We start from the raw sequence: 19,914 nt of genomic DNA, 5'->3' as shown, positions 1-19,914 counted from the left end.
AAGTATTTCGCGATCGGTGTGACTATCCCAGAACGCGCGGCTAGGCGCCGCCGCAACCCGGTAAGCAGGTGCAGACATATCGAACAATTGACATGGCACAGAACTACGACGCCGCCGCGAGCATGCGGCGGTCGTCACGTCATGCAAGTTGCGGCACTTAGCTCGGCAGAGCGAGAACCTGCTTGGCGAGGATGTCGCGTTGGACCTCCGAAGTACCGCCATAGATCGTCGTCTGGAGCGACTGCAGCCAGATGGCAGAGGCCTGGACGTCGCCGAGTTGCTCCACCAGCCCTTCAAAGCCTGAATACCCGTCGGCGTAGTCGACCATGGTCTGGGCGATGCGCTTGTAGAGCTCAGTCTGGTTGATCTTCAGCATCGACACATCGGGACCGATGGTCTCGCCACGCCGCAACCGGTCGATATAAGTGCTGTATAGCGACACGTGGTCAGCGAGATCGACCACGAGCTTGCCGTGACGCGAGCGGAACTCACTATCATCAAACAGGCTCAAATAACGCGCCATGGTTTCGAGTCGCGATAAGGCGTACGCGGACTGTGCCGGCGATCCGACGAAGATGCGCTCGAACCCGAGCAGCGCCTTCGCCATGGTCCAGCCTTGATTGAGCTGACCAACCAAGGCATCACGAGGCACTCGAACATTGTCGAAGAACACCTCGCAGAACTCATCGGACATGCCGAGAGTCAGGATCGGCCTGACGGTGATCCCAGGAGCATCCATCGGTACAAGCAAAAAGCTGATGCCCTGCTGCTTCTTCGCCTCTTTGTCGGTGCGGACCAGCACGTAGATCCAGTTCGCGTCGTTGCCGAGGGTGGTCCAGATCTTCTGGCCGTTGATGACCCACTCGTCGCCATCAAGAACGGCTTCGGTCCGCAAGCTGGCAAGGTCCGAACCCGAATTGGGCTCACTGTAACCTTGCGCCCAGATGTGTTCCCCAGTCAGAATCTTGGGCAGAAAGAAGGCGCGCTGCTCTGCCGTTCCATAATTCATCAGCAGCGGACCGAGCATCAGCACGCCTTGGTCGCTGAAGCGCGAGCAACCGTGACGCTCGAGTTCCTCGATGAAAATTACCCGCTTGTTGGCATCCAGGCCCATGCCGCCGTGCTCGACCGGCCAACCCGGCGCCAGCCAGCCCTTCTCCGCGAGAAGATCATACCAGACCTTCGTATCGACCCGATGCAGCCGTTCGATCGGGAAACGCAACTCAGGTGGGTAGTTCTGCTCGATCCACGCGCGGATCTCGGCGCGGAAATCGTCGTCGCTCATTGCGTTGTAGTCCACCACAGGGGCACGGACCAGAGTATCGGTGTTGCTCATGATTCACCTCCCGCGGCGGCGAGATAACGCGCCCGGTTTGCGTTCGCAGTGCCGAACTGGTTGTAGATCGACAGGATCTTGCGGCAGTAGAGACCGATGTCATGCTCGTCGGTGATGCCGATCGCGCCGTGCATCTGGACCGACTCGCGCGCGATCAGCATGGCCGTGTCAGAGACGCGGGCAAGCGCGCGTGCAGCGCTGCGCACCTGCTCGCTCTTGCTTGCGCCGCTCTCTACGGAGGTCACCGCTTCATCGAGCACAGCATGGCTTAGCGCCAGCTGGATCTTTGCCTCCGCGGCGCGGTGCTGCAGAACCTGGAACGAGCCGATGAATTTGCCAAACTGCTTGCGAATGCCGAGATAATCGAGCGTCATCTGGAATGCGCGCTCGGTTGCACCCAGAAGGTAGGCACTGTGCGCGAGCGACAACTCGTGAAGCGCGTCTTGGGCATCGCCAATCAGAAGAGTACAAGGCGTGCTGCTCATGGACAGCGTCGAAATCTGACCGCCGTCCTGCGTCTTGTACGACTCAATTGTGAGGCCCGGCGCGTCTCGCTCGACCAGAACCGCGCCCTCTGCCGTAGTGACGACGAAAGCGCCGGCCATGACTGCCGACGGAACCAGGATCTTGCGCCCACTCACCGTGCCATCTGAGACGCTCATGCTGGCAGCCTCGCCGGCCTTGTTGATGCCTTCGCGCCACGCCGGCACGACGATCAGCGAACCTTCGAGGACCTTGTCTCGCTCAGCATCGTTCAGCAACGGGACCATCGCGGCAACGGCGAGCACAGGCTCGGGCACCAGAGCGGCTCCGAGTTCCTCGCCGATCGCGCAGAGTTCGCGCACGCCAAGGCCAAGGCCACCCCGTTCCTCATCGAGCCGCAAGGACAGCCAACCAAGATCGACAACCTGTTGCCACACGGGCTGATCCAGGCCGAATGCATCGAAGCGCAATGCACGTACGCGCTTTAGATCACCGCCCGCAGGTGCGATCGCACCAACGCTATCGCGGATCATCCGGACGCTTTCAGAGGCTTCCATTAACATATCCTCACAAGAACCTTATGGCGCCAATTCGAAGAACGGCAGCGTCAACTCGTCCGACTGGCGCTCGAACCGAACTTTCACCCGCTGGCCGATCCGCACTGCTTCGGGGTCACCAGTTATCCGGCTCATCATCCGCGGGCCCTCGTCAAGCTCGACAATCGCGACCACGTAGGGCGTCTCATCGGAGAAAGCAGGGCCGGCCGGGCGCCGGCAGACGGTGAAGCTGTAAATCTCGCCCAGACCGCTGACGTCGGTCCAGCTCAGCTGGTCCGAATGGCAGTGTGGGCAAAGCTCGCGCGGATAGAAGTGCGATTTGCCGCACTCCGCGCAAGCCTTCACGATCAGGCGCTCCTCAGTCAGCGCTTGCCAATAGGGCACGCTTTCCGGATCGACCGCTGGCGTGGGCTTTTGATTGCTCATGTCAGTTCACCGAAAGGATGCAGGTTGCGCCGCTCGAAAGCGTGCCCCCCGTGCCATGGACCAGGACGTTCGAAACGTCCGCGACCTGCCGCTCAGGCTCCACCTCGCCGCGCATCTGCCGCACAGCTTCGATCAGCAGGAAGATGCCGAGCATGCCGGGGTGGCAATAGGACAGGCCGCCCCCCGAGGTATTGGTCGGGAACGCCCCACCAGGTGCCAGGCGCCCCCCGCGAACGAACTCCGCGCCCTCCCCCCGCTTGCAGAAGCCTAGCGCTTCCAGGGTCATGAGCACGGTGATGGTGAAGCTGTCGTAGAGCTGGACCAGATCAATGGAGTCGAGGCCGATCCCCGCCATCTCCAGCGCACGCTTGCCAGCAATCTCGGCTGGCACCAACCGCGTAAGATCGGGCGCCGCCGCAATCGTCCAGTGCGTGGCAGCTTGCCCGTGACCGCGGACGTATATCGGCTTCACCGGCATCGACTTGGCGTGCGACGCGCGGGTCATCACTACGGCGCCCGCACCATCGGTAACAAGGCAGCAGTCGAGCACGCCTAGCGGATCGCTGACGGCAGGTGCTCCCAACACATCGTCGATCGTCAGCGGACCGCGCTGCGTCGCGCGCGGGTTCAACGCCGCCCAACCACGCGCAGCGACGGCGATCTCCGCCAGGTCTTCGCGCTTGGTTCCAAACTCATGCATGTGGCGCATTGCCGCGAGTGCGTAACCGCCAGCTGGAGTCGGGAGACCCCACGGGGTCTCGTACTGGAAGGTCAGGCTTGCAGGGCGCCCGGCGAGATTGCGAGACCGTTCGGACTTCTGAGCGCTTCCGTAGACGATCAGCACGACATCGGCCTCGCCGCGTTCAATCGCCAGCGCCGCGTGCGCGACGTGCGCCTCGAAGGCGGCGCCTCCGAAGTTGGACCCGTCGTGCAAGGTCGGCGTGATGCCGAGGTATTCCGACAAGGTGATCGTCGGCAGCATCCCTGCGCCGGGCAAGCCCCACATGTTGGCGGTGCACAGGCCGTCGACGTCAGCCAAGGTCAGTCCGGCCTGAGCCAGCGCCGCCTTGGCGACGCGGGCCTGCGCCTGCAGCGGCGAAGCGGGCGTCGCAAACATGCCCCGCTCCAGCGGTTCCTCGGCCACGCCGACGATAACGGCTTCATCCATTTGCGATCTCTCCACGGATGCCGGCCTCGCCGGTAAGCGTCAGGCGGTCGTCGACCCAGCACTCGACCTTGCAGAGCGTCATGCCTGCTGCGCTTTCCTTGACCTCGGCGCGCACAACCACCTCGTCCTCTGCGAACACCGGTGCGACGAAGGTAACCGCCAATTCGCCCTGGTTTTCCCATGCGGCTCCAGCCCAGTCACGCATCATCTGCGAGACGAAGGCGAGCGTCATCATGCCGTGCGCGATGGTTCGGCCGAACTTCGTGGTCTTGGCAAACTCTGGATCAAGGTGGAGGGGGTTCCAGTCACCCGACACATCGGCGTACCGACTGATCAAGGCTTGAGTGACATGGAAGCGGCGCTCGGGCAGTGTGAAGCCGACCGTGGCGGACTGAGCCGGTGCGGTGCTCATAACTCCTGCCCCCAAACCTGAGTGAGACGGCCGATGCAGACCACCGCACCGTCCTGGTTGGTCGTGCGTGTTTCGCTCACGACGAAGTTGCGCCCATTTCGCTCGTACAATTCCTGAACTTCGAGGACGGTGTCGAGCGTGTCACCGACCTTGACCGGGACGCGAAACTCGAAGCGTTGCTTGGCATGAATGCCGCCGGGAGGGCCGTTCAGCGCGTTTTGGGCGGGGCGAATATAGACCGCCGCCAACGTCGGTGGCGCAATGGTGGCGTCTGCACTTGCCGTCCCGCCGCCGATCTCGCGATAGGCGTCCACGACTTCTTGCTTCACGGCGTAACGTGCTGGCTCTTCGGGGAACGTCGCTCCGATCCGGAGGTCGGCGTAGCGTCTTGGGCTGGTCATACCAGAACAGTCTCTGCTGGCGCCGCCTCAGCGGCCACGGTTTCGATGAATGCGTCGACCGCGATAGCGCCCTCCCCGCGTGGCAGAACTAGGAAGGGATTGATATCGACGGAGGCAATAGTTTCGGCGTTGGCCGCCGCGAAGAGCGAGAGCTTCGACAAGGCATCGGCCAGTGCATCGGTGTCGGCAGGAGGTGCACCGCGCACGCCCTCGAACATCGCGCGGCCACGGACTTGCGAGATCATTTCACGAGCTTCCGCCACGCCGAACGGTGCTGGTCGGAACACGACGTCGCGCAGCACCTCGACGAAGATGCCGCCGAGCCCAAACATGACCACGGGCCCGAACAGCGGGTCCTTGACCACGCCCAAAACCGTCTCGAGCCCCTTGGGAACCATCGCGGCCACTAAGACGCCGTCGAGCTGGGACCCGGGTGACGCGCTCGAGACACGCTCCATGATTGTCGCGAAGCCTGCGCGGGCCGCCGCTTCGTCGGCAAGATTAAGCAACACGCCGCCGACATCCGACTTATGCGCAATATCCGGCGAAACGATCTTCAGGACCACAGGGAAGCCGATCCGCGCCGCCGCCCTTGCAGCAGCGTTTGCGTCGGTGACGATCTCTTCCTGCGTCACCGGGATACCGGCTGCGGCCAGCATCTGCTTGCCTTCCGCTTCGGTGTAGCGACCGCCGGCGCGGGCGTCTGCAGGAACGGGCAAAGGCAACGATTCGGGCCGTGCTTCGCCAAAGCTCGCGCTGAAGCGGGCCAGCGCGCTCGCCGCACGAACAGCCCGGTTCGGGTCTTCGAACACGGTATAGCCGCTCTCTTCCAGTTCGGCGCGCACATCGGCATGCGCGAGCAGCGACACTGAGAGGTAACGATCAGGGAAGCGACTGGAGACCCGCTTCAGCCCTGGAAGAAGCTTTGCAATGATTGCCGGGTTAAGTCCGAGATGCGAGAGGAAGACGATAACCGAACCGTAGTTTCCTGCTTCCAGCAGCAGCGAAAGCATGGGCTCAATCAGGTCGGGATCGTTCAGGATCTGCGCCGTTACATCGACTGGGTTCCGCGTTCCGGCGAAAGGGATCAGCGCGCGCAAGTCGCCCTGGGTCTTGTCCGGCAATTCGGGCAATGCAATCCCGACTTCGGAAGCGGCATCCGCCATCAGCACGCCTACGCCACCCGAGACCGTGACAATCCCCAGCCTGTCGCTGTCCGGCAAGTGGCCGCGCGAACAGGCGTAGGCAACATCCATCAGTTCATCGATGCTGGTCGCGCGATAGACGCCATAGCGCTTCGCCACGGCATCGAACACGGCGTCCGATCCGGCAAGGCTCGCCGTGTGCGACGCCATGGCGGCGGCGCCCGCGTCGGAAGTGCCGACCTTCATAACGATCATCGGCTTCTTGTTGCGCTGCGCGATCTCGAACGCCTCGATCAGGCGACCGGCGTCGCGGACACCTTCGATGCTGCCGATGACGACGTCGGTGTTCGGATCGGCCGCCATGTAGGCGAGGAAGTCCGACACTTCAACATCGCACTGGTTGCCCGTCGTCGCCCAGAGATTGAGTGCAAGCCCACGTTCGCGCATCAGTGCCAGGCAGTGCGACCCGAAGGCACCCGATTGGCTTGCAAGGCTGATCCGACCCGGCTGTGGCGCGGCTTCGACGATCCCGCTGGTGAACGTCGCAAGCACGCCCGCCCGCGTGTTGATCGTGCCCATGCAGTTGGGACCAAGTAGCCGCATGCCCGAAGCCCGCGCGCTCGCTTCCATCCGGCGCTGCGCCTCCTCGCCTTCGGCACTCGCCTCCGAGAAACCGGCCGAAAAGACGATCGCAGCTTTCACTCCGCTCGCCGCACAGGCGGCGACCGCATCGGGCACCGCTTGCGCAGGCAAGGACACGATTGCCAAGTCAACTGGCTGGCCAACGTCTTCGATCGAGGCGAAGGCCTGCAATCCCTGAACGGTCTGGTAACGCGGATTGATAGGGAGAATTTTGCCTTCGTATCCGCCGAGCAGGAGATTGCGGATAGGGCGGCCGCCGATCTTCGTGGGATCGTCGGAAGCGCCGATGACGGCAATGCTGCGCGGCGTGAAGAAGGCCGAGACGTCGGACAGAACGCTCATCAGATCGGCGTCCAGGAGAAGACGTCGGTGGTGACGTCGAGCGGCACCAGCGAGGGCTTGAAAGCAGGCAACGCTTGCTCGACCAGCGCCTCGGCCGTCCAGCCGCCGTCGCGATGGACGGAGCGCATGGGCCGGTGCTGGTTCATCAGGAATATCTCGTTCTTGCGCACCGCGAAGATCTGTCCATTGATATCGCGCGTGGCATCGCTTGCGAGCCAGACCGCGGCGACGGCGATCTTATCGGGCGTGAGCGATTGAAGCGCCTTGAGGCGCTCTGCCTGCTCGGGCGTGTCGGGGATCGACCCGATCATGCGGCTCCAGGCAAAGGGCGAGATACAGTTCGAACGCACGCCGAAGCGCTTCATGTCGATTGCGATCGACTTCGACAAACCAACAATGCCGAGCTTTGCGGCCATGTAGTTTGCCTGGCCGGTGCCACCAATGAGACCCGAAGTGGAGGTCATGTGCACGAACGTGCCGGTCGATCGCTCGCGAAAATGCGTGGCGGCTGCGCGGCTCACGTTGAAGCTGCCGTAAAGGTGAACCTTGATGACGGCATCAAAATCTTCGTCGGTCATCTTGTGGAAGATGACATCGCGCAGGATGCCGGCGTTGTTCACGACGATGTCGAGTTGCCCAAAGGTATCAACCGCCTGCGTAACCATCGCGCGTGCTGCATCGGCGTCCGCGACACTGCCGGTATTCAGTTCAGCCTGGCCGCCAGCAGAGCGGATCGTGTCTACCACTTCCTGGCCTGGACCCGTGTCACTGCCCTGCCCCTGCAACGAAGCACCAACGTCGTTGACGAGAACCTTGGCGCCCGCGGCCGCCATCTGCAGCGCGATCTCGCGCCCGATGCCCCGGCCCGAGCCGGTCACCAGCGCAACTTTTCCGTCAAGCAAACCCATCCTCGCCTCCAGCGTGTTTGAGCCCATTTTCACCGGTGCCGCGCTCTTGTCAATAGTTCGAACTTAATTCAAACGTTTCCGCATGACGAAACCCGAAACACGCGAATGCTGGACCATGATGGTCACCAGCCCCGGACCGCCCAGCGTTCTGCGCTGGCAACGCGGCCTCATCGCCGAGCCCACCGAGTCCGACGTGATCATTCGACAGCACGCCGTTGGCCTCAACTATCACGACGTATACGTGCGGAGCGGCGTTTACCGAACGATGCCGTTCCCGGGAGTTCCCGGGATCGAAGCTGTTGGCACAATCGAGTGGGTCGGCTCCAGGGTGGAGAATGTCTCTGTCGGCGACCGGGTTGGGTACATAACGGGGAGCTACGGCGCTTATACGACCCGCCGATCATTTCCAGCGGAGTGGGTCGTGCCAATTCCCGACGAGATCTCCTTCGACGTCGCGGCCGCGGCGCTGCTGAAGGGGATCACGGCAGACATGCTTCTGACGAGGTCGCAAAAGGTGGCGGCCGGATCAGTCGTGGTCGTGCATGCCGCCGCAGGTGGGGTTGGGCAGATCCTCACACAGATGGCCAGGCTGTGTGGTGCCACGGTAATCGCAGCGGCCGGCAGCACTGCCAAAGCGGATTTGCTCCATGCGCTCGGGTGCGAGCACGTTACTGTCTATAGTGATGGCCTGCTAGGCAAGATCGTTGCCGACGTAAGCGGAGGCACGGGGGCCGACATCGTGTTCGACGGGGTGGGCGCCGCCACCTTCGATCAATCGCTCGACTGCCTGAAATCATTCGGACAACTTGCCTTATTCGGTCAGGCCTCCGGCCCGGTCGCGCCGATCGCCCCGGCTCGGCTAGCCGCGAAGTCGCTATCCGTGTGGCGCCCAATCGTGTTCCACCATGCAAGTGAGCTAACCCGCTACCGCTGCTCGGCGCAGCGCCTGTTCGAGGCCATCAGCTCGCGCGCGCTGACTGTCGCAGACCCTGCGACTTTCCCGTTGAGCGAGGCAGCGGCCGCCCACGATCTTCTGGAGCAGGGTGCAACAACTGGCTCGACTGTGCTCACGGCCTGACAGGATCAGGCTCGCTGACGTATTATGCTGCGGATGCGATAGCGATTCGCCGGGTAAAGATTGTGCGAAACTTCAAACGTCTCGCCTGTATGCGCGACATACCGGCGCTTCACCAGAAGCGCAGCAGCATCACCCTCAAGGTCGAACAATTGCATCATCCCCGGAGGCAGTGTCGACGCGGTCACCTCCTGCTCGACATACTCCAAGCGAAATCCGTTATGCGCCAACACCTCCTCGTAGATAGCTTGAGACGAGCCCAGCAGTTGATCGCGCGCCGGGCTGAAACGCTCTGGCACCAGGATTTCGGCCCAGCACAGTGGCACACCTTCGCCCCTGACCAGGCGCAGGCCCGCGATGCGAAGCCACTTCCCGTCCGGGATATCATCGAAACCCGTGAGCAATTTTGAATCGGGCGAGACACCACCCACGTGAGTCATCTGCAACTGCGTCGTCTCGGCGAAGTCGAGCAAGCCTTTAAGATCCCGCAGGCTATGGACGTACGGCGAGACGGGAGACGTTGCCAAGACGAACGTGCCGGTCTTCCGTCGCCGGCCTACAAGGCCCTGCTCGGTCAGCAACTTCAAGGCTTCCCTGATCGTGTGACGCCCGACCCCGAACCGGCCTCGTAGCTCGAGCTCAGAGGGGAAACGCGCGCCGACGGCGTACTGTCCGCTCGAAATTTCATCGGCAAGTTCGGCTGCGATCATCTGAGTGCGCGACGCAGCGCTGCCTTCGTCCTTTGCCATAGCCCCCCTCTCGCGACCGCGAACGCCGCCATCGGACTTTTGCGCCTACAACATAATGGGACCATTCCCAATATGTTCGAATGTTCGATCTTTTCTCGTCCAAACGTCGAACGAGACTTGCGTTAGGCAATTAGTTCGGACTAATTGCAAGCGGAGCTCAGGCTCGTGGATGATCCAAGCGACTTAGCCGGACGATTATCACATAAGATTGGAACGAGAGGGGACGATGGCTCAAGGCATCTTGGCGGGTTTGACGGTGATCGACCTAACTCAGAACGTAGCCGGCCCGTTTTGCAGTCAGGCGCTTGGTGACCTGGGAGCAACCATCATCAAGGTGGAACGTCCCGGTGCGGGCGATGACACGCGCGCTTGGTCTCCGCCATCGGTGGGGCGACACTCGTCGACCTTCCTTGCGCTGAACCGCAACAAGTCGAGCATATGCATCGATGTCGACACGGTTGAAGGGCAGCGCTTGCTCGGAGAGCTTGCCGCCACGGCGGACATCTTCCTGCACTCGATGAAGCCCGGCAGCGCCGAGCGTCGCGGTCTGGGCTGGGAAGACCTGCGCAAGATCAATCCCAAGCTCGTCTATGCAGCAATCAGCGCATTCGGATCGGCCGGGCCTCTGAGCAGCTTGCCGGGCTACGATCCGCTGATGCAGGCGTTCACCGGCGTCATGAGCACCACCGGCAACGAGGGCGAGGACCCTGTCCGCGTGGGCGTGTCGCTGATCGACATGGGTACCGGCATGTGGGCAGCGATCGGTATCCTCTCCTCGCTTCTCGCCAGAGTGCAGACCGGAGAGGGCGCCAATGTGGAAGCCAGTCTGCTCGACACCGGCGTGGGCTGGATGAGCGTCTTCGTGTCGAACTTCGGCGCGTCTGGCCAAGTACCGAAGAAGATGGGCTCGGCGATGGCCATGACCGTGCCGTACGAACTCTTCTCTGCAGCTGATGGCTCGGTGTTCATCGCCGCCGGCAACGATCGCCTTTTCGCAAAGGTCTGTAAGGGCCTCGGCGCGCCCGCATTGAGTGAAGACGCTCGATTCCGGACCAATCCCGATCGCGTCCACCACCGCCAGGAGCTCCACGCCGAACTGACCAAGCTGGTCAGCAGCAAGTCGGTTGCCGATGTCGTCGAGGCCCTGCGTGATGCCGGAGCGCCGTGCAGCGAGATGAACACGGTCGACAAGATGCTGGAGCATCCGCAAATCGCCGCGGCTGGCATCGTCAAGCCGCTGCCGGTAGCGGACCACGCCGACCATCGCGTGGTCGCGTTGCCCGTCAAGATCGACGGCGCACGCGGCGCGCGCTTCGAACAGCCGCCCGAGCTGGGTGCGGACACGGACTCGATCCTGGCCGCCCTTGGCTACGATCCCGAACAAGTCGCTGCGCTTCGCGCCAGCGGTGCTATCGCATAAACCGATTGAGGCTTGATCGATGAGTTTCGAATATACCGATACGCAGCAGGAAATCCGCGAAGCGGTGCGCCGACTCTGTGCCGATTTCGGCCCGGACTATTGGCGGGATTGCGATCACCGCGGCGACTACCCGGAGGCTTTTGTCAATGCGATGACCGAGGCGGGCTGGCTCGCCGCGCTCATTCCAGAGGAATACGGCGGCTCGGGCCTCGGCGTGCTCGACGGCTGCCTGATCCTGCAAGAGATCAACCGGTCGGGAGGCAACGGCGCGAGCTGCCATGCGCAGATGTACACCATGGCCTCGATCCTCAATCACGGCAGCGAGGAGCAGAAACGCAAGTACCTGCCGCGTATCGCTGATGGCAGCCTCCGCTTGCAGGCGTTCGGCGTCACCGAACCCGATGCCGGCTCGAACACGCTGAACATCAAAACCTTCGCCAAGCGGACCGACGAAGGCTTCGTCATCAACGGCCAGAAGATCTGGACATCGCGTTACTTCCAATCGCACCTCTACCTGCTGGTCGCCCGCACGACTCCGCTGTCCGAAGTGAAGCGAAAGACGGATGGGCTTTCGCTATTCCTCGTCGATATCGCCAAGGCCGGCAACAGCCTGCAGGCGACGCCAATCGAGACGATGCTCAATCATCACACCAATCAGGTGTTCATCGACAACCTGCACGTAACCGCGGATGACTTGATCGGCGAAGAAGGCAAGGGCTTCTACTACCTAGTCGACTCGTTGAACTCTGAGCGCCTGCTCGTTTCGAGTGAATCGATCGGCGACGGGCAGTGGTTCGTCAACTCGGCCTCGGCTTATGCGAGCGAGCGCAACGTGTTCGATCGTCCGATCGGAGCCAATCAGGGCGTGCAATTCCCGATCGCCCGCGCGCACATGAACATCACGGCCGCCGAGCTCATGCGCAACAACGCTGCGATGCTGCTCGATGCAGGCAAGCCTTGCGCGCAAGAGACCTTGATGACCAAATATCTTGCGACCGAAGCGAGTTGGGAAGCCGCGGAGGCCTGCATGACGACGTTCGGCGGCTACGGTGTTGCCACCGAGTACCATGTCGAGCGCAAGTGGAAGGAAGCGCGCTTGTTCCGGACAGCCCCAATCTCCAACAACCTCGTCCTTGCTCAGGTTGCCCAGCACGGCCTCGGCATGCCGCGCTCGTACTGAGTCGACACCGATGCCGCTCACGAGTTCCATGCTCGCTTCTTTCACCGTCACGCAGGCGGTCAACGATGCGACGCGCGCGGCATCGGCACTGGCGGTTCTCGACACGCTCGCAGTAATTTCCGCAGGCTACCTCGAAGACCCCGTGGCTTGTATCGCCTCGACCCTGGAAAGTTCAGCCAGCTCCGGCGCTATGCCATCGTTCCTCGGCGTTCGCGGGTATCGACCGGAGGACGCGGCGCTGGTTTACGGCACTGCGTCCCACGCGCTGGATCTCGATGATGTCAGCATGCTGGCGATCTGCCATCCCAGCGCGCCCATAGTTGCAGCTCTATTGGCCGCGAGGCCTTGGGCCGACTTGACCGGACCTGCGCTGTGCGAGGCTCATGCGATCGGCACCGAAGTGATGATCCGCATGGGGCAGGCAGTCGGGTTCCGGCACTACGAGCTCGGTTTTCATTCGACTGCGACGATGGGCGTCTTCGGCGCCACCGCGGCAATCGCGCGGCTCCTCAAGCTTGATGCCGAGACAACTTCTACAGCGTTTGCGATCGCGGCCAGCCTGAGTTCCGGCCTACGTCTGAACTTCGGCAGCATGATCAAGCCGATCCACGTCGGCATCGCCGCCGCAAATGCGATCCGCGCAGTCAATTGGGCTAGAGCCGGCGTCGAGGCGTCGCACGCCGACCTGCTTGGCCCTGACGGAGTGCTGGAGACGTTCAGCGGAGGCACGCAAATCACGTGGCCTGAAGCGATAAGGCTCGGAGCACCGTTTGCGGTGGCTGAGCCTGGCTTCGAGCAGAAGCGCTATCCGTGCTGCTACATGCTGCACAAGATCATCGCACTGGGGATCGAGGCGTGCGCCGCAGGCCTGCGTCTCGACGACATCGCGCAGTTCCGCATCGAGATGCCGCGTGGCGGCACTCGCCCGCTCATTCATCCGCGACCGTCGTCAGGCAGAGAAGCGATGTTCAGCGCTTCCTATGCCCTACTCGCCGCCATCGAGGATGGTGACATCGGGTTTGCGAGCTTCACGGACGATGCCGTCAGCCGCGCCGAAATCCGCGCGCGTTTCGACGATGTCACAGTCGAGGAAGTCGGTGATAGGCGGCTGACCGCGGCGGAAGTCGGCGACGCGCCGGTGCGCCTTGCGCTGCATCTGAACGACGGTTCCGTACGACACCTCGAGCGCCACGCTGCGCCGGGCTCGCCCGGAGATCCGCTATCACCCGCCGATCTGCGTGGGAAATGGGTGGACTGCCTCGGGCGTGCCTGCCCGACCCTGTCCGGTGAGAAGCGCGGATGGCTCTACGACGACGGCCTGGACCGGCTCCAGAGTGGTCAACTCGCCCCATGGCTTTCCGCGATCTGGCACGAACTCAACACCGCGAGTGATGCGGCGCCCAGGAGACTATCGGCATGAGCGAAGATCGCACCCTGACGATCAAACAGCCCGCCGAGCACGTCCTGCTGGTGACGATGAACCGGCCGGACCGCTCGAACGCGCTCAACACGGCGATGGGCCTCGAGCTGATGGAGGTCTTCGAGGGCCTGCTGATGCAGGCAGGCGATATCCGCTGCGTGGTCCTCACCGGCGCGGGCGAAAAGGCGTTCTGTGCCGGCGGCGATCTCAAGGAGCGCAACGGCATGACCGATGCCGCCTGGCGCGATCAGCACGTGATCTTTGAGCGCATGGCGCGTGCAATCCTGAACTGTCCGGTGCCCGTCATCGCTGCGGTCAACGGTGCAGCGTACGGCGGCGGATGCGAGATCGCGGCATGCTGCGACTTCATCTACGCGTCGCAATCAGCCCGCTTTGCGCTGACAGAGGTGTCGCTCGGCATAATCCCTGGAGCTGGCGGCACGCAGAACATCGCGCGGTCCATGGGCGAGCGACGCGCCAAGGAACTGATCATGAGTGCCGAGCCGTTCGGCGCCGCAGCAGCCGAAGCTTGGGGCCTAGTCAACAGGACGTTCACTGCTGAGGCTCTGGTCCCGGCAGCGATCGAGCGGGCTCAGCGCATCGCCGGCAACGCTCCCCTCGCCGTTCGCCAGGCGAAGCAGGCGATCCACCGCGGGCTTCAGATGTCGCTAGCCGATGGGCTCGCTTACGAGATCGAGGCCTACAACCGCCTCGTCCCGACCCAGGACCGCCACGAGGGGGTCCTCGCCTTCAACGAGAAGCGGAAGCCCCGCTTTCAGGGACACTGACGATGGAGCGCGTCTATCTCCGCGAGGTCGGCCTTCGCGATGGCCTGCAAATGGTCAAGACGGACCTTTCGACCGAACGCAAGATCGAGTGGATCGAAGGCGCGGTTGCCGCCGGGCTGACTGAGATGGAGGTAACGTCGTTCGTGCCTCCCAAGACCTTCCCGATCTTCGCCGATGCGGCGAAAGTCGCAGAATTCGCGCTCACGGTGCCGGGCCTCACGCCGTCCGCACTGGTGCTGAACCTGCGCGGCGCGGCGGACGCGTTCGCTAGCGGGCTGCGGCAGGTCAGCTATGTGCTCTCAGCCAGCGAGGCGCACAGCAGTGCCAATGCGCGTCGCACCAGCGACGAGGCTGCCGAGGAGTTCGAGCGGATCGTCGCCTTGCGCGACAACCTCGGTTTCAAGGAGACGGTGACGCTGAGCTGCGGCGTCGCGACGGCGTTCGGTTGCTCGCTGCAGGGCTACGTTGATGAAGACCGGGTGCTCGACCTTGCCGAGCGCGTCACCGCAGCGGGTGCGGCCGAGGTCCTGATCGCCGACACCGTTGGCTATGGCGCACCTGGTCAAGTCGAGCGGCTGTTCACCCGTCTGCGCGAGCGGCTCCCGGCACAGCCGGTTGCGGCACACTTCCACGACACGCGCGGAATGGGCCTCGCCAACGTCGCAGCGGCCTTGCGCGCGGGGGTCCGCCGCTTCGACGCTTCGATCGGCGGGCTGGGCGGCTGCCCCTTTGCGCCGGGCGCTACTGGCAACATCAACTTCGAGGACGCTGCGTTCATGCTCGAAGCCGAGGGTTTCGAGACCGGCGTCGACTTCGATCGGCTGCTGGCGCTTCGGCGCAAGGTGGAAACTTGGCTGCCGCAAGAGCGGTTTACCGGCGCGATCCTGCGCGCTGGGTACAAGCCCCCCGTACTCACGGCATAATGGGACGAGCATCGCGTGGAACAGCCAACATCTCTTACCAATCCCGATCCCACGGTGGCGCCGCTATTCGAACGAGTGACACTCGGCGGTTTGGAGCTGCGTAACCGCCTGGTCATGGCACCCATGACGCGGGCATTCTCACCGGGCGGCGTGCCCGGCGCAAATGTCGCGGAATACTATCGCAAGCGCGCTGAGGGCGGCGTCGGTCTGATCATTTCCGAGGGCACCTGGATCGATCATCCTTCTGCCTCGAATGATCCGAACGTACCGGTGTTCCATGGCGAGGCCGCGCTCGCGGGCTGGCGCGAAGTGTGCCGTCAAGTCCAATCCGCCGGAGCCAAGATGGTGCCGCAACTCTGGCACGTTGGCGCCGCCGCCAAAAGCGAAGTCGCCGAAATTTATGAGGATCGCGGCGCTGATGAAGCCGAGCGGCTTGGTCCTTCGGGGCTGGTGAAGAGCGGCGTCGAAGGTGGCCGAGCTATGACCGGGGCCGAGATCGAGCACATCATCGACGCTTACGCCAAGGCAGCGCGTGACGCTCTCGATATTGGCTTCGACGGTGTCGAGATTCACGGCGCCCACGGCTACCTCATCGATCAGTTCTTCTGGCATGAGACCAACGCCCGCACCGATCTTTACGGCGGCGACATCACCGCCCGCACCCGCTTCGCCGCCGAAGTCGTTCGCCGGATCAGAGCGAACACGACGCCGGACTTCCCGATCATCCTGCGCTTCTCGCAGTGGAAGATGCAGGATTACACGGCACGCGCTTGGCCGACCCCGGAGGAACTTGAAGCGTTCCTGCAGCCGTTGGTGGAAGCCGGCGTGGACATCTTCCACTGTTCGCAGCGCCGGTATTGGGAGCCTGAGTTCCCCGACTCGGACCTCAACCTGGCGGGCTGGACGCGCAAGCTTTCGGGCAAGCCGGCGATCACGGTTGGATCGGTGACGCTCGACGCAGAGATGATCTCGACCCTAATGGGCGGCGAGACTGCGCTGCCGCGGTCGTTATCTGATTTGGTCGAACGCGTCCGCAGCGAAGAGTTTGATCTCGTCGCCATCGGACGCGCGCTCATCATCAATCCAGATTGGCCCAAGATCGTCGCCGCAGGCGCGGCGACCAGCCTCAACCCATTCTCGGTCAGCGCCCTTGCCGAACTGAACTGAGGTCAACGACGGCGCCGAGCGCCTCGAAACGATAGTTGGAGAGACGATGTGACTGAGAGATTGAGTGACAAGATCGCCGTGGTCACCGGCTCGGGCAAGGGCATTGGCCGCGCCATCGCCGAGCGATTTGCCCGCGCCGGCGCCAGCGTGGTGGTTTGCGACATCGACCAAACCGCCGCACAGTCGGTTGCCGAAAGCATCAATGCTTCAGGCGGCACTGCGGTAGGCTTCAAAGTCGACGTTTCCAACAAGGCCTCGGTGGAGGCGCTCGTCGCCGCATCGCTGGAGCACTTCGGCCGGGTTGATGTGGTCTGCAACAACGCCGGCGTGCTGGACGACTTCACGCCGCTCGGAGCTGTCACGGACGAACTGTGGCAGCGGATCATAGGCATCAACTTGACCGGGACCTTCATGGTCAGTCGCGCCTTCCTTCCCGGCATGCTCGAGCAAGGGTCCGGCACGTTCGTGAACCTCGCCTCTATGGCGGGTTTGGTCGCACAAGCGGGTGGGCTTGCCTACACTGCCTCGAAGCACGGCGTAATCGGTCTGACCAAGCAGGTTTCAGCCGACTACGGCCAGGCCGGCATTCGTGCCAATGCGATTTGCCCGGGTGCGATCGAGACCGATCTGTCGCGATCCTTCCTGCAAGATGCGCCCGAGGTGATGGCCGTGGTCGAAAGCGTTCCCGCAGGTCGCCAGGGCCGGCCCGAGGAGATTGCCGAGATGGCGCTCTATCTTGCCAGCGACGAATCCAGCTTTGTCCACGGTGCTTCGATGGTAATCGACGGCGGATGGACGATCCGCTGAGCAGCCCCACAACATAACAATAAGCCGTTGAGCCACTTCGGGTGCTCGAAAAGGCGATCCGAGCGATCGTTTGGAGACAGTAATGAGTGAAGATCAAACCGGCGATCAGAGCCAGATCGACCTGGACGCCATTCGCGAGCGCTATGAGGCCGAGCGGCTGAAGCGCATCAAACCTGCTGGCACCGACCAGTACACCTTCACCGACGGCAAGTTCGCCAAGTTCGCCGAAGATCCGTATGTCGAAGAGATCAAACCCCGCAATCCGCGTCAGGAAGATGTCGATGTCCTGATCATCGGCACCGGGTTTGGTGGCATCCAGCTTGCGGCGACGCTTGAGCAAAATGGCATCAAGAACTTCCTGATGGTCGATATAGCCGCCGACTTCGGAGGCACTTGGTATTGGAATCGCTATCCGGGCCTTCGCTGCGATGTGGAATCCTACATTTACCTCCCGTTCTTGGAGGAGACCGGCTACATACCCACCGAGCGTTACGCGCGAGGCAGCGAGATCTTCGCCTACTGCCAGCAGCTCGGGCGCCACTTCGGTCTGTACGAGCGCACTTTGTTCCAGACCAAGGTCACCGGGGTCACCTGGAACGAACAGGACGCGCGCTGGACGGTCATGACCTCGCGCGGGGACGAGCTGCGAGCGCGGTTCGTGACAACCCAGAGCGGCATCTTCGGCAAGCCGCAGCTGCCTGGCATTCCCGGTATTGAGGATTTCGCCGGCTGCGCCTTCCACAGCGCGCGCTGGCGTTACGACTACACCGGCGGCAACTCGGATGGCGGGCTGGACAAGCTCGCCGACAAGCGGGTGGCCATCGTCGGAACCGGGACAACCGCGCTGCAGGTGGTTCCCGAGCTCGCCAAGGCGGCAAAGGAAGTTACCGTATTCCAGCGCACGCCCACGGCCGTGGGCGTGCGCGACAACAATCCCACGGACATCGAGTGGTACAAGTCGCAGCCGGCAGGTTGGCAGCGGCAGCGCATCAAGACCTTTAACGCCTTGTCCAATGGCGAAAGCATGGACTGTCCGGTCGATGATGGCTGGGCACGCTTCTTTCGACGGCTGATCGACTCAGTCATGGCATTACCGCCCGAACAGCGCACCCCGGAAGGTATAGCCCAAGCACAGGAAATCGCCGACTTCGGCTACAACGAGGAAATCCGCGCGCGTGTCGATCAGTACGTGCACGATCCAAAGAAGGCCGATTTGCTGAAGGCTTACTACCGTACGATGTGCAAGCGGCCGGGCTTCAGCGACCACTATCTCCAGGCATTCGACCAGGACCACGTCAAGGTCGTCGATGTGAGCGGAGGGATCGAACGGATCACCCCCGAAGGTCTTGTTGTCGATGGCGTCGAGCACAAGCTGGATTGCCTGATCTTCTGCACTGGCTTCGAACTTGGAACCACCTGGGCCCATCAAGCGGGATACGACGTAATCGGACGCGGCGGCGTGAAGCTTTCGGACAAATGGGCCGAGGGGCTCATCACGTACCACGGCCTCTTCAGCCAGGGCTTTCCGAACATGTTCTTCATGGGCCTGACGCAGACGGGCGTCACCATCAACGTACCGCACATGCTGCAGGAGCAAGCTGATCACCTGACCTTCGTCATCAAGCACTGCTTGGACAACGGAGTCCGTATTGTCGACACGACGGCAGAAGCCGAAGATAGATGGCAGGATGCCATCGCCGCTGTGGCGGAGGCGCGACGGCCGTTCCTCGAAGCCTGCACGCCAGGCTACTACAATGCCGAAGGAAACGTGGCGGACCGGCGCAGTGCGATCGGCTCGGGTTGGTACCTGCCTTCCACTCAGTTCTTCGAAATGTGGGAGCAGTGGCGCGCAAGTGGCAAGTTCGAGGGCCTGGTCCTGCAGTAATCGGCTGGTGGCGATGAAGGTGTATGCCTCGTCTTCCCTTCATCGCCAAACATGCCGGGCTAGATCGGCAGGATCGAAGTGCTTTTGATCTCCGATAACGCCATGATCGAGTTGATCTCCTGCACGCCCGGAACCATCGAAAGCTTGTCGAAAAAGAACCGTTCGTAAGCTTCGATGTCCTTCGCCACGATGCGCAGCATGAAGTCAACGCTGCCCATCAGCACGAAGCAGTCGAGCACTTCGGGAAACTCTTGGATCGCGCGGGTGAAGTCTTCAACGTTGGACCGACCTGTTGCCGTAAGCTTGATCTGTGCGAAGATTTGCGCGTTGAAGCCCAACTTGCGCCGGTCGAGCAGAGCCACCTGACTTTTGATGTAGCCGCTCTCCTTCAGCTTTTGAATGCGCCGCCAGCATGGCGCCTGAGATAGCCCCACGCGTTCCCCGATCTCCGCTGCGGACCGGGACGCATCGATCTGCAACTCACGGAGGATGCGTTTGTCGAAGTCGTCGAGATTTTCCAACATCCTATGCTTCATAGAAGCACAAGCAGAATGAATCATGCTGAATATGGTATCCGAAGGGGTGCAATCGCATTTTTTTTAAAGAGCTTCTTCAGCTAGTCTCAACTGATTGCGGCTCGTCCGAACCCGGCATGCATGCCGTTGATACACATCACGAAT

General features: G+C 62.4%; 19 protein-coding genes. 9 read left to right on the top strand and 10 right to left on the bottom strand.

What is annotated here, in order from left to right; translation table 11 throughout:
- Nucleotides 1-157: 157 nt before the first annotated feature.
- The 8 genes from GV044_RS14625 to GV044_RS14590 all read right to left on the bottom strand — a co-directional run bounded on the left by GV044_RS14625 (nucleotide 158) and on the right by GV044_RS14590 (nucleotide 7,820).
- Nucleotides 158-1,336: an acyl-CoA dehydrogenase family protein gene (locus GV044_RS14625; protein WP_201299114.1), complete on the bottom strand. Its 1,179-nt coding sequence runs from the start codon at nucleotides 1,334-1,336 to the stop codon at nucleotides 158-160.
- Nucleotides 1,333-2,376: an acyl-CoA dehydrogenase family protein gene (locus GV044_RS14620; protein WP_159872158.1), complete on the bottom strand. Its 1,044-nt coding sequence runs from the start codon at nucleotides 2,374-2,376 to the stop codon at nucleotides 1,333-1,335. The genes GV044_RS14625 and GV044_RS14620 overlap by 4 nt, the downstream gene beginning before the upstream one ends.
- A 21-nt stretch (nucleotides 2,377-2,397) precedes the next feature.
- Nucleotides 2,398-2,802, bottom strand: a complete 405-nt coding sequence (locus tag GV044_RS14615) for a Zn-ribbon domain-containing OB-fold protein (RefSeq protein ID WP_159872156.1) — start codon at nucleotides 2,800-2,802, stop codon at nucleotides 2,398-2,400.
- Between the two features lies 1 nt (nucleotide 2,803).
- Nucleotides 2,804-3,970, bottom strand: a complete 1,167-nt coding sequence (locus tag GV044_RS14610) for an acetyl-CoA acetyltransferase (RefSeq protein WP_159872154.1) — start codon at nucleotides 3,968-3,970, stop codon at nucleotides 2,804-2,806.
- The gene (locus tag GV044_RS14605) at nucleotides 3,963-4,382 is read right to left on the bottom strand and encodes a MaoC family dehydratase (RefSeq protein WP_159872152.1); all 420 of its coding nucleotides are present in this window, start codon (nucleotides 4,380-4,382) and stop codon (nucleotides 3,963-3,965) included. Before GV044_RS14605 ends, GV044_RS14610 begins: the two co-directional genes overlap by 8 nt.
- The gene (locus GV044_RS14600) at nucleotides 4,379-4,711 is read right to left on the bottom strand and encodes a MaoC family dehydratase (RefSeq protein WP_159872150.1); all 333 of its coding nucleotides are present in this window, start codon (nucleotides 4,709-4,711) and stop codon (nucleotides 4,379-4,381) included. Before GV044_RS14600 ends, GV044_RS14605 begins: the two co-directional genes overlap by 4 nt.
- A gap of 68 nt (nucleotides 4,712-4,779) precedes the next feature.
- Nucleotides 4,780-6,912: an acetate--CoA ligase family protein gene (locus GV044_RS14595; protein ID WP_159872148.1), complete on the bottom strand. Its 2,133-nt coding sequence runs from the start codon at nucleotides 6,910-6,912 to the stop codon at nucleotides 4,780-4,782.
- Entirely contained in the window at nucleotides 6,912-7,820 is a 909-nt protein-coding gene (locus tag GV044_RS14590) for an SDR family oxidoreductase (RefSeq protein ID WP_159872146.1), read from the bottom strand. The genes GV044_RS14595 and GV044_RS14590 overlap by 1 nt, the downstream gene beginning before the upstream one ends.
- Before the next feature lie 82 nt (nucleotides 7,821-7,902).
- Between GV044_RS14590 and GV044_RS14585 the strand changes: the two genes are divergently transcribed.
- Nucleotides 7,903-8,898 (top strand): quinone oxidoreductase, encoded by a 996-nt coding sequence (locus tag GV044_RS14585; RefSeq protein ID WP_159872144.1) that lies wholly within the window; start codon nucleotides 7,903-7,905, stop codon nucleotides 8,896-8,898.
- A 5-nt stretch (nucleotides 8,899-8,903) separates the two neighbouring features.
- On the opposite strand, the gene GV044_RS14580 is transcribed toward GV044_RS14585, so the two are convergent.
- On the bottom strand, nucleotides 8,904-9,644 hold the full coding sequence (locus tag GV044_RS14580) for a GntR family transcriptional regulator (protein WP_159872142.1): 741 nt from the start codon (nucleotides 9,642-9,644) through the stop codon (nucleotides 8,904-8,906).
- Nucleotides 9,645-9,870: 226 nt separating this feature from the next.
- Here GV044_RS14580 and GV044_RS14575 point away from each other — a divergent pair, with 226 nt between their 5' ends.
- The 8 genes from GV044_RS14575 (at nucleotide 9,871) to GV044_RS14540 (ending at nucleotide 19,234) form a co-directional block, all read left to right on the top strand.
- Entirely contained in the window at nucleotides 9,871-11,064 is a 1,194-nt protein-coding gene (locus GV044_RS14575) for a CaiB/BaiF CoA-transferase family protein (RefSeq protein ID WP_159872140.1), read from the top strand.
- Nucleotides 11,065-11,083: 19 nt separating this feature from the next.
- On the top strand, nucleotides 11,084-12,244 hold the full coding sequence (locus tag GV044_RS14570; RefSeq protein ID WP_159872138.1) for an acyl-CoA dehydrogenase family protein: 1,161 nt from the start codon (nucleotides 11,084-11,086) through the stop codon (nucleotides 12,242-12,244).
- Nucleotides 12,245-12,272: 28 nt separating this feature from the next.
- The gene (locus GV044_RS14565; protein ID WP_159872136.1) at nucleotides 12,273-13,664 is read left to right on the top strand and encodes an MmgE/PrpD family protein; all 1,392 of its coding nucleotides are present in this window, start codon (nucleotides 12,273-12,275) and stop codon (nucleotides 13,662-13,664) included.
- A complete protein-coding gene (locus tag GV044_RS14560; RefSeq protein ID WP_159872134.1) occupies nucleotides 13,661-14,452 on the top strand; it encodes an enoyl-CoA hydratase/isomerase family protein in 792 nt (263 codons plus the stop codon). Before GV044_RS14565 ends, GV044_RS14560 begins: the two co-directional genes overlap by 4 nt.
- 2 nt (nucleotides 14,453-14,454) lie before the next feature.
- Nucleotides 14,455-15,375: a hydroxymethylglutaryl-CoA lyase gene (locus tag GV044_RS14555; RefSeq protein WP_159872132.1), complete on the top strand. Its 921-nt coding sequence runs from the start codon at nucleotides 14,455-14,457 to the stop codon at nucleotides 15,373-15,375.
- Between the two features lie 15 nt (nucleotides 15,376-15,390).
- A complete protein-coding gene (locus tag GV044_RS14550) occupies nucleotides 15,391-16,542 on the top strand; it encodes an NADH:flavin oxidoreductase (protein WP_236555007.1) in 1,152 nt (383 codons plus the stop codon).
- 60 nt (nucleotides 16,543-16,602) lie between these two features.
- Entirely contained in the window at nucleotides 16,603-17,349 is a 747-nt protein-coding gene (locus GV044_RS14545) for an SDR family NAD(P)-dependent oxidoreductase (RefSeq protein WP_159872131.1), read from the top strand.
- 82 nt (nucleotides 17,350-17,431) lie between these two features.
- The gene (locus GV044_RS14540) at nucleotides 17,432-19,234 is read left to right on the top strand and encodes an NAD(P)/FAD-dependent oxidoreductase (RefSeq protein WP_159872129.1); all 1,803 of its coding nucleotides are present in this window, start codon (nucleotides 17,432-17,434) and stop codon (nucleotides 19,232-19,234) included.
- A 59-nt stretch (nucleotides 19,235-19,293) separates the two neighbouring features.
- Here GV044_RS14540 and GV044_RS14535 read toward each other — a convergent pair whose 3' ends face one another.
- Nucleotides 19,294-19,758 carry an Lrp/AsnC family transcriptional regulator gene (locus tag GV044_RS14535; protein ID WP_159872127.1) on the bottom strand — a complete coding sequence of 155 codons (465 nt, stop codon included), beginning with the start codon at nucleotides 19,756-19,758 and terminating at the stop codon, nucleotides 19,294-19,296.
- Between the last annotated feature and the right edge of the window lie 156 nt (nucleotides 19,759-19,914).

Origin of the sequence: Novosphingobium sp. 9U, from assembly GCF_902506425.1 — a bacterium.
GTDB lineage: Bacteria > Pseudomonadota > Alphaproteobacteria > Sphingomonadales > Sphingomonadaceae > Novosphingobium.
The sequence above is the reverse complement of the archived record's forward strand: the minus strand, read 5'-3'. Positions and strand labels throughout refer to the sequence as shown.

Coding starts and splice junctions, on each gene's coding strand:
- GV044_RS14625 (WP_201299114.1), bottom strand. CDS start 1,336: ATGAGCAACACCGATACTCTGGTCCGTGCCCCTGTGGTGGACTACAAC.
- GV044_RS14620 (WP_159872158.1), bottom strand. CDS start 2,376: ATGGAAGCCTCTGAAAGCGTCCGGATGATCCGCGATAGCGTTGGTGCG.
- GV044_RS14615 (WP_159872156.1), bottom strand. CDS start 2,802: ATGAGCAATCAAAAGCCCACGCCAGCGGTCGATCCGGAAAGCGTGCCC.
- GV044_RS14610 (WP_159872154.1), bottom strand. CDS start 3,970: ATGGATGAAGCCGTTATCGTCGGCGTGGCCGAGGAACCGCTGGAGCGG.
- GV044_RS14605 (WP_159872152.1), bottom strand. CDS start 4,382: ATGAGCACCGCACCGGCTCAGTCCGCCACGGTCGGCTTCACACTGCCC.
- GV044_RS14595 (WP_159872148.1), bottom strand. CDS start 6,912: ATGAGCGTTCTGTCCGACGTCTCGGCCTTCTTCACGCCGCGCAGCATT.
- GV044_RS14590 (WP_159872146.1), bottom strand. CDS start 7,820: ATGGGTTTGCTTGACGGAAAAGTTGCGCTGGTGACCGGCTCGGGCCGG.
- GV044_RS14585 (WP_159872144.1), top strand. CDS start 7,903: ATGACGAAACCCGAAACACGCGAATGCTGGACCATGATGGTCACCAGC.
- GV044_RS14580 (WP_159872142.1), bottom strand. CDS start 9,644: ATGGCAAAGGACGAAGGCAGCGCTGCGTCGCGCACTCAGATGATCGCA.
- GV044_RS14575 (WP_159872140.1), top strand. CDS start 9,871: ATGGCTCAAGGCATCTTGGCGGGTTTGACGGTGATCGACCTAACTCAG.
- GV044_RS14570 (WP_159872138.1), top strand. CDS start 11,084: ATGAGTTTCGAATATACCGATACGCAGCAGGAAATCCGCGAAGCGGTG.
- GV044_RS14565 (WP_159872136.1), top strand. CDS start 12,273: ATGCTCGCTTCTTTCACCGTCACGCAGGCGGTCAACGATGCGACGCGC.
- GV044_RS14560 (WP_159872134.1), top strand. CDS start 13,661: ATGAGCGAAGATCGCACCCTGACGATCAAACAGCCCGCCGAGCACGTC.
- GV044_RS14555 (WP_159872132.1), top strand. CDS start 14,455: ATGGAGCGCGTCTATCTCCGCGAGGTCGGCCTTCGCGATGGCCTGCAA.
- GV044_RS14540 (WP_159872129.1), top strand. CDS start 17,432: ATGAGTGAAGATCAAACCGGCGATCAGAGCCAGATCGACCTGGACGCC.
- GV044_RS14535 (WP_159872127.1), bottom strand. CDS start 19,758: ATGTTGGAAAATCTCGACGACTTCGACAAACGCATCCTCCGTGAGTTG.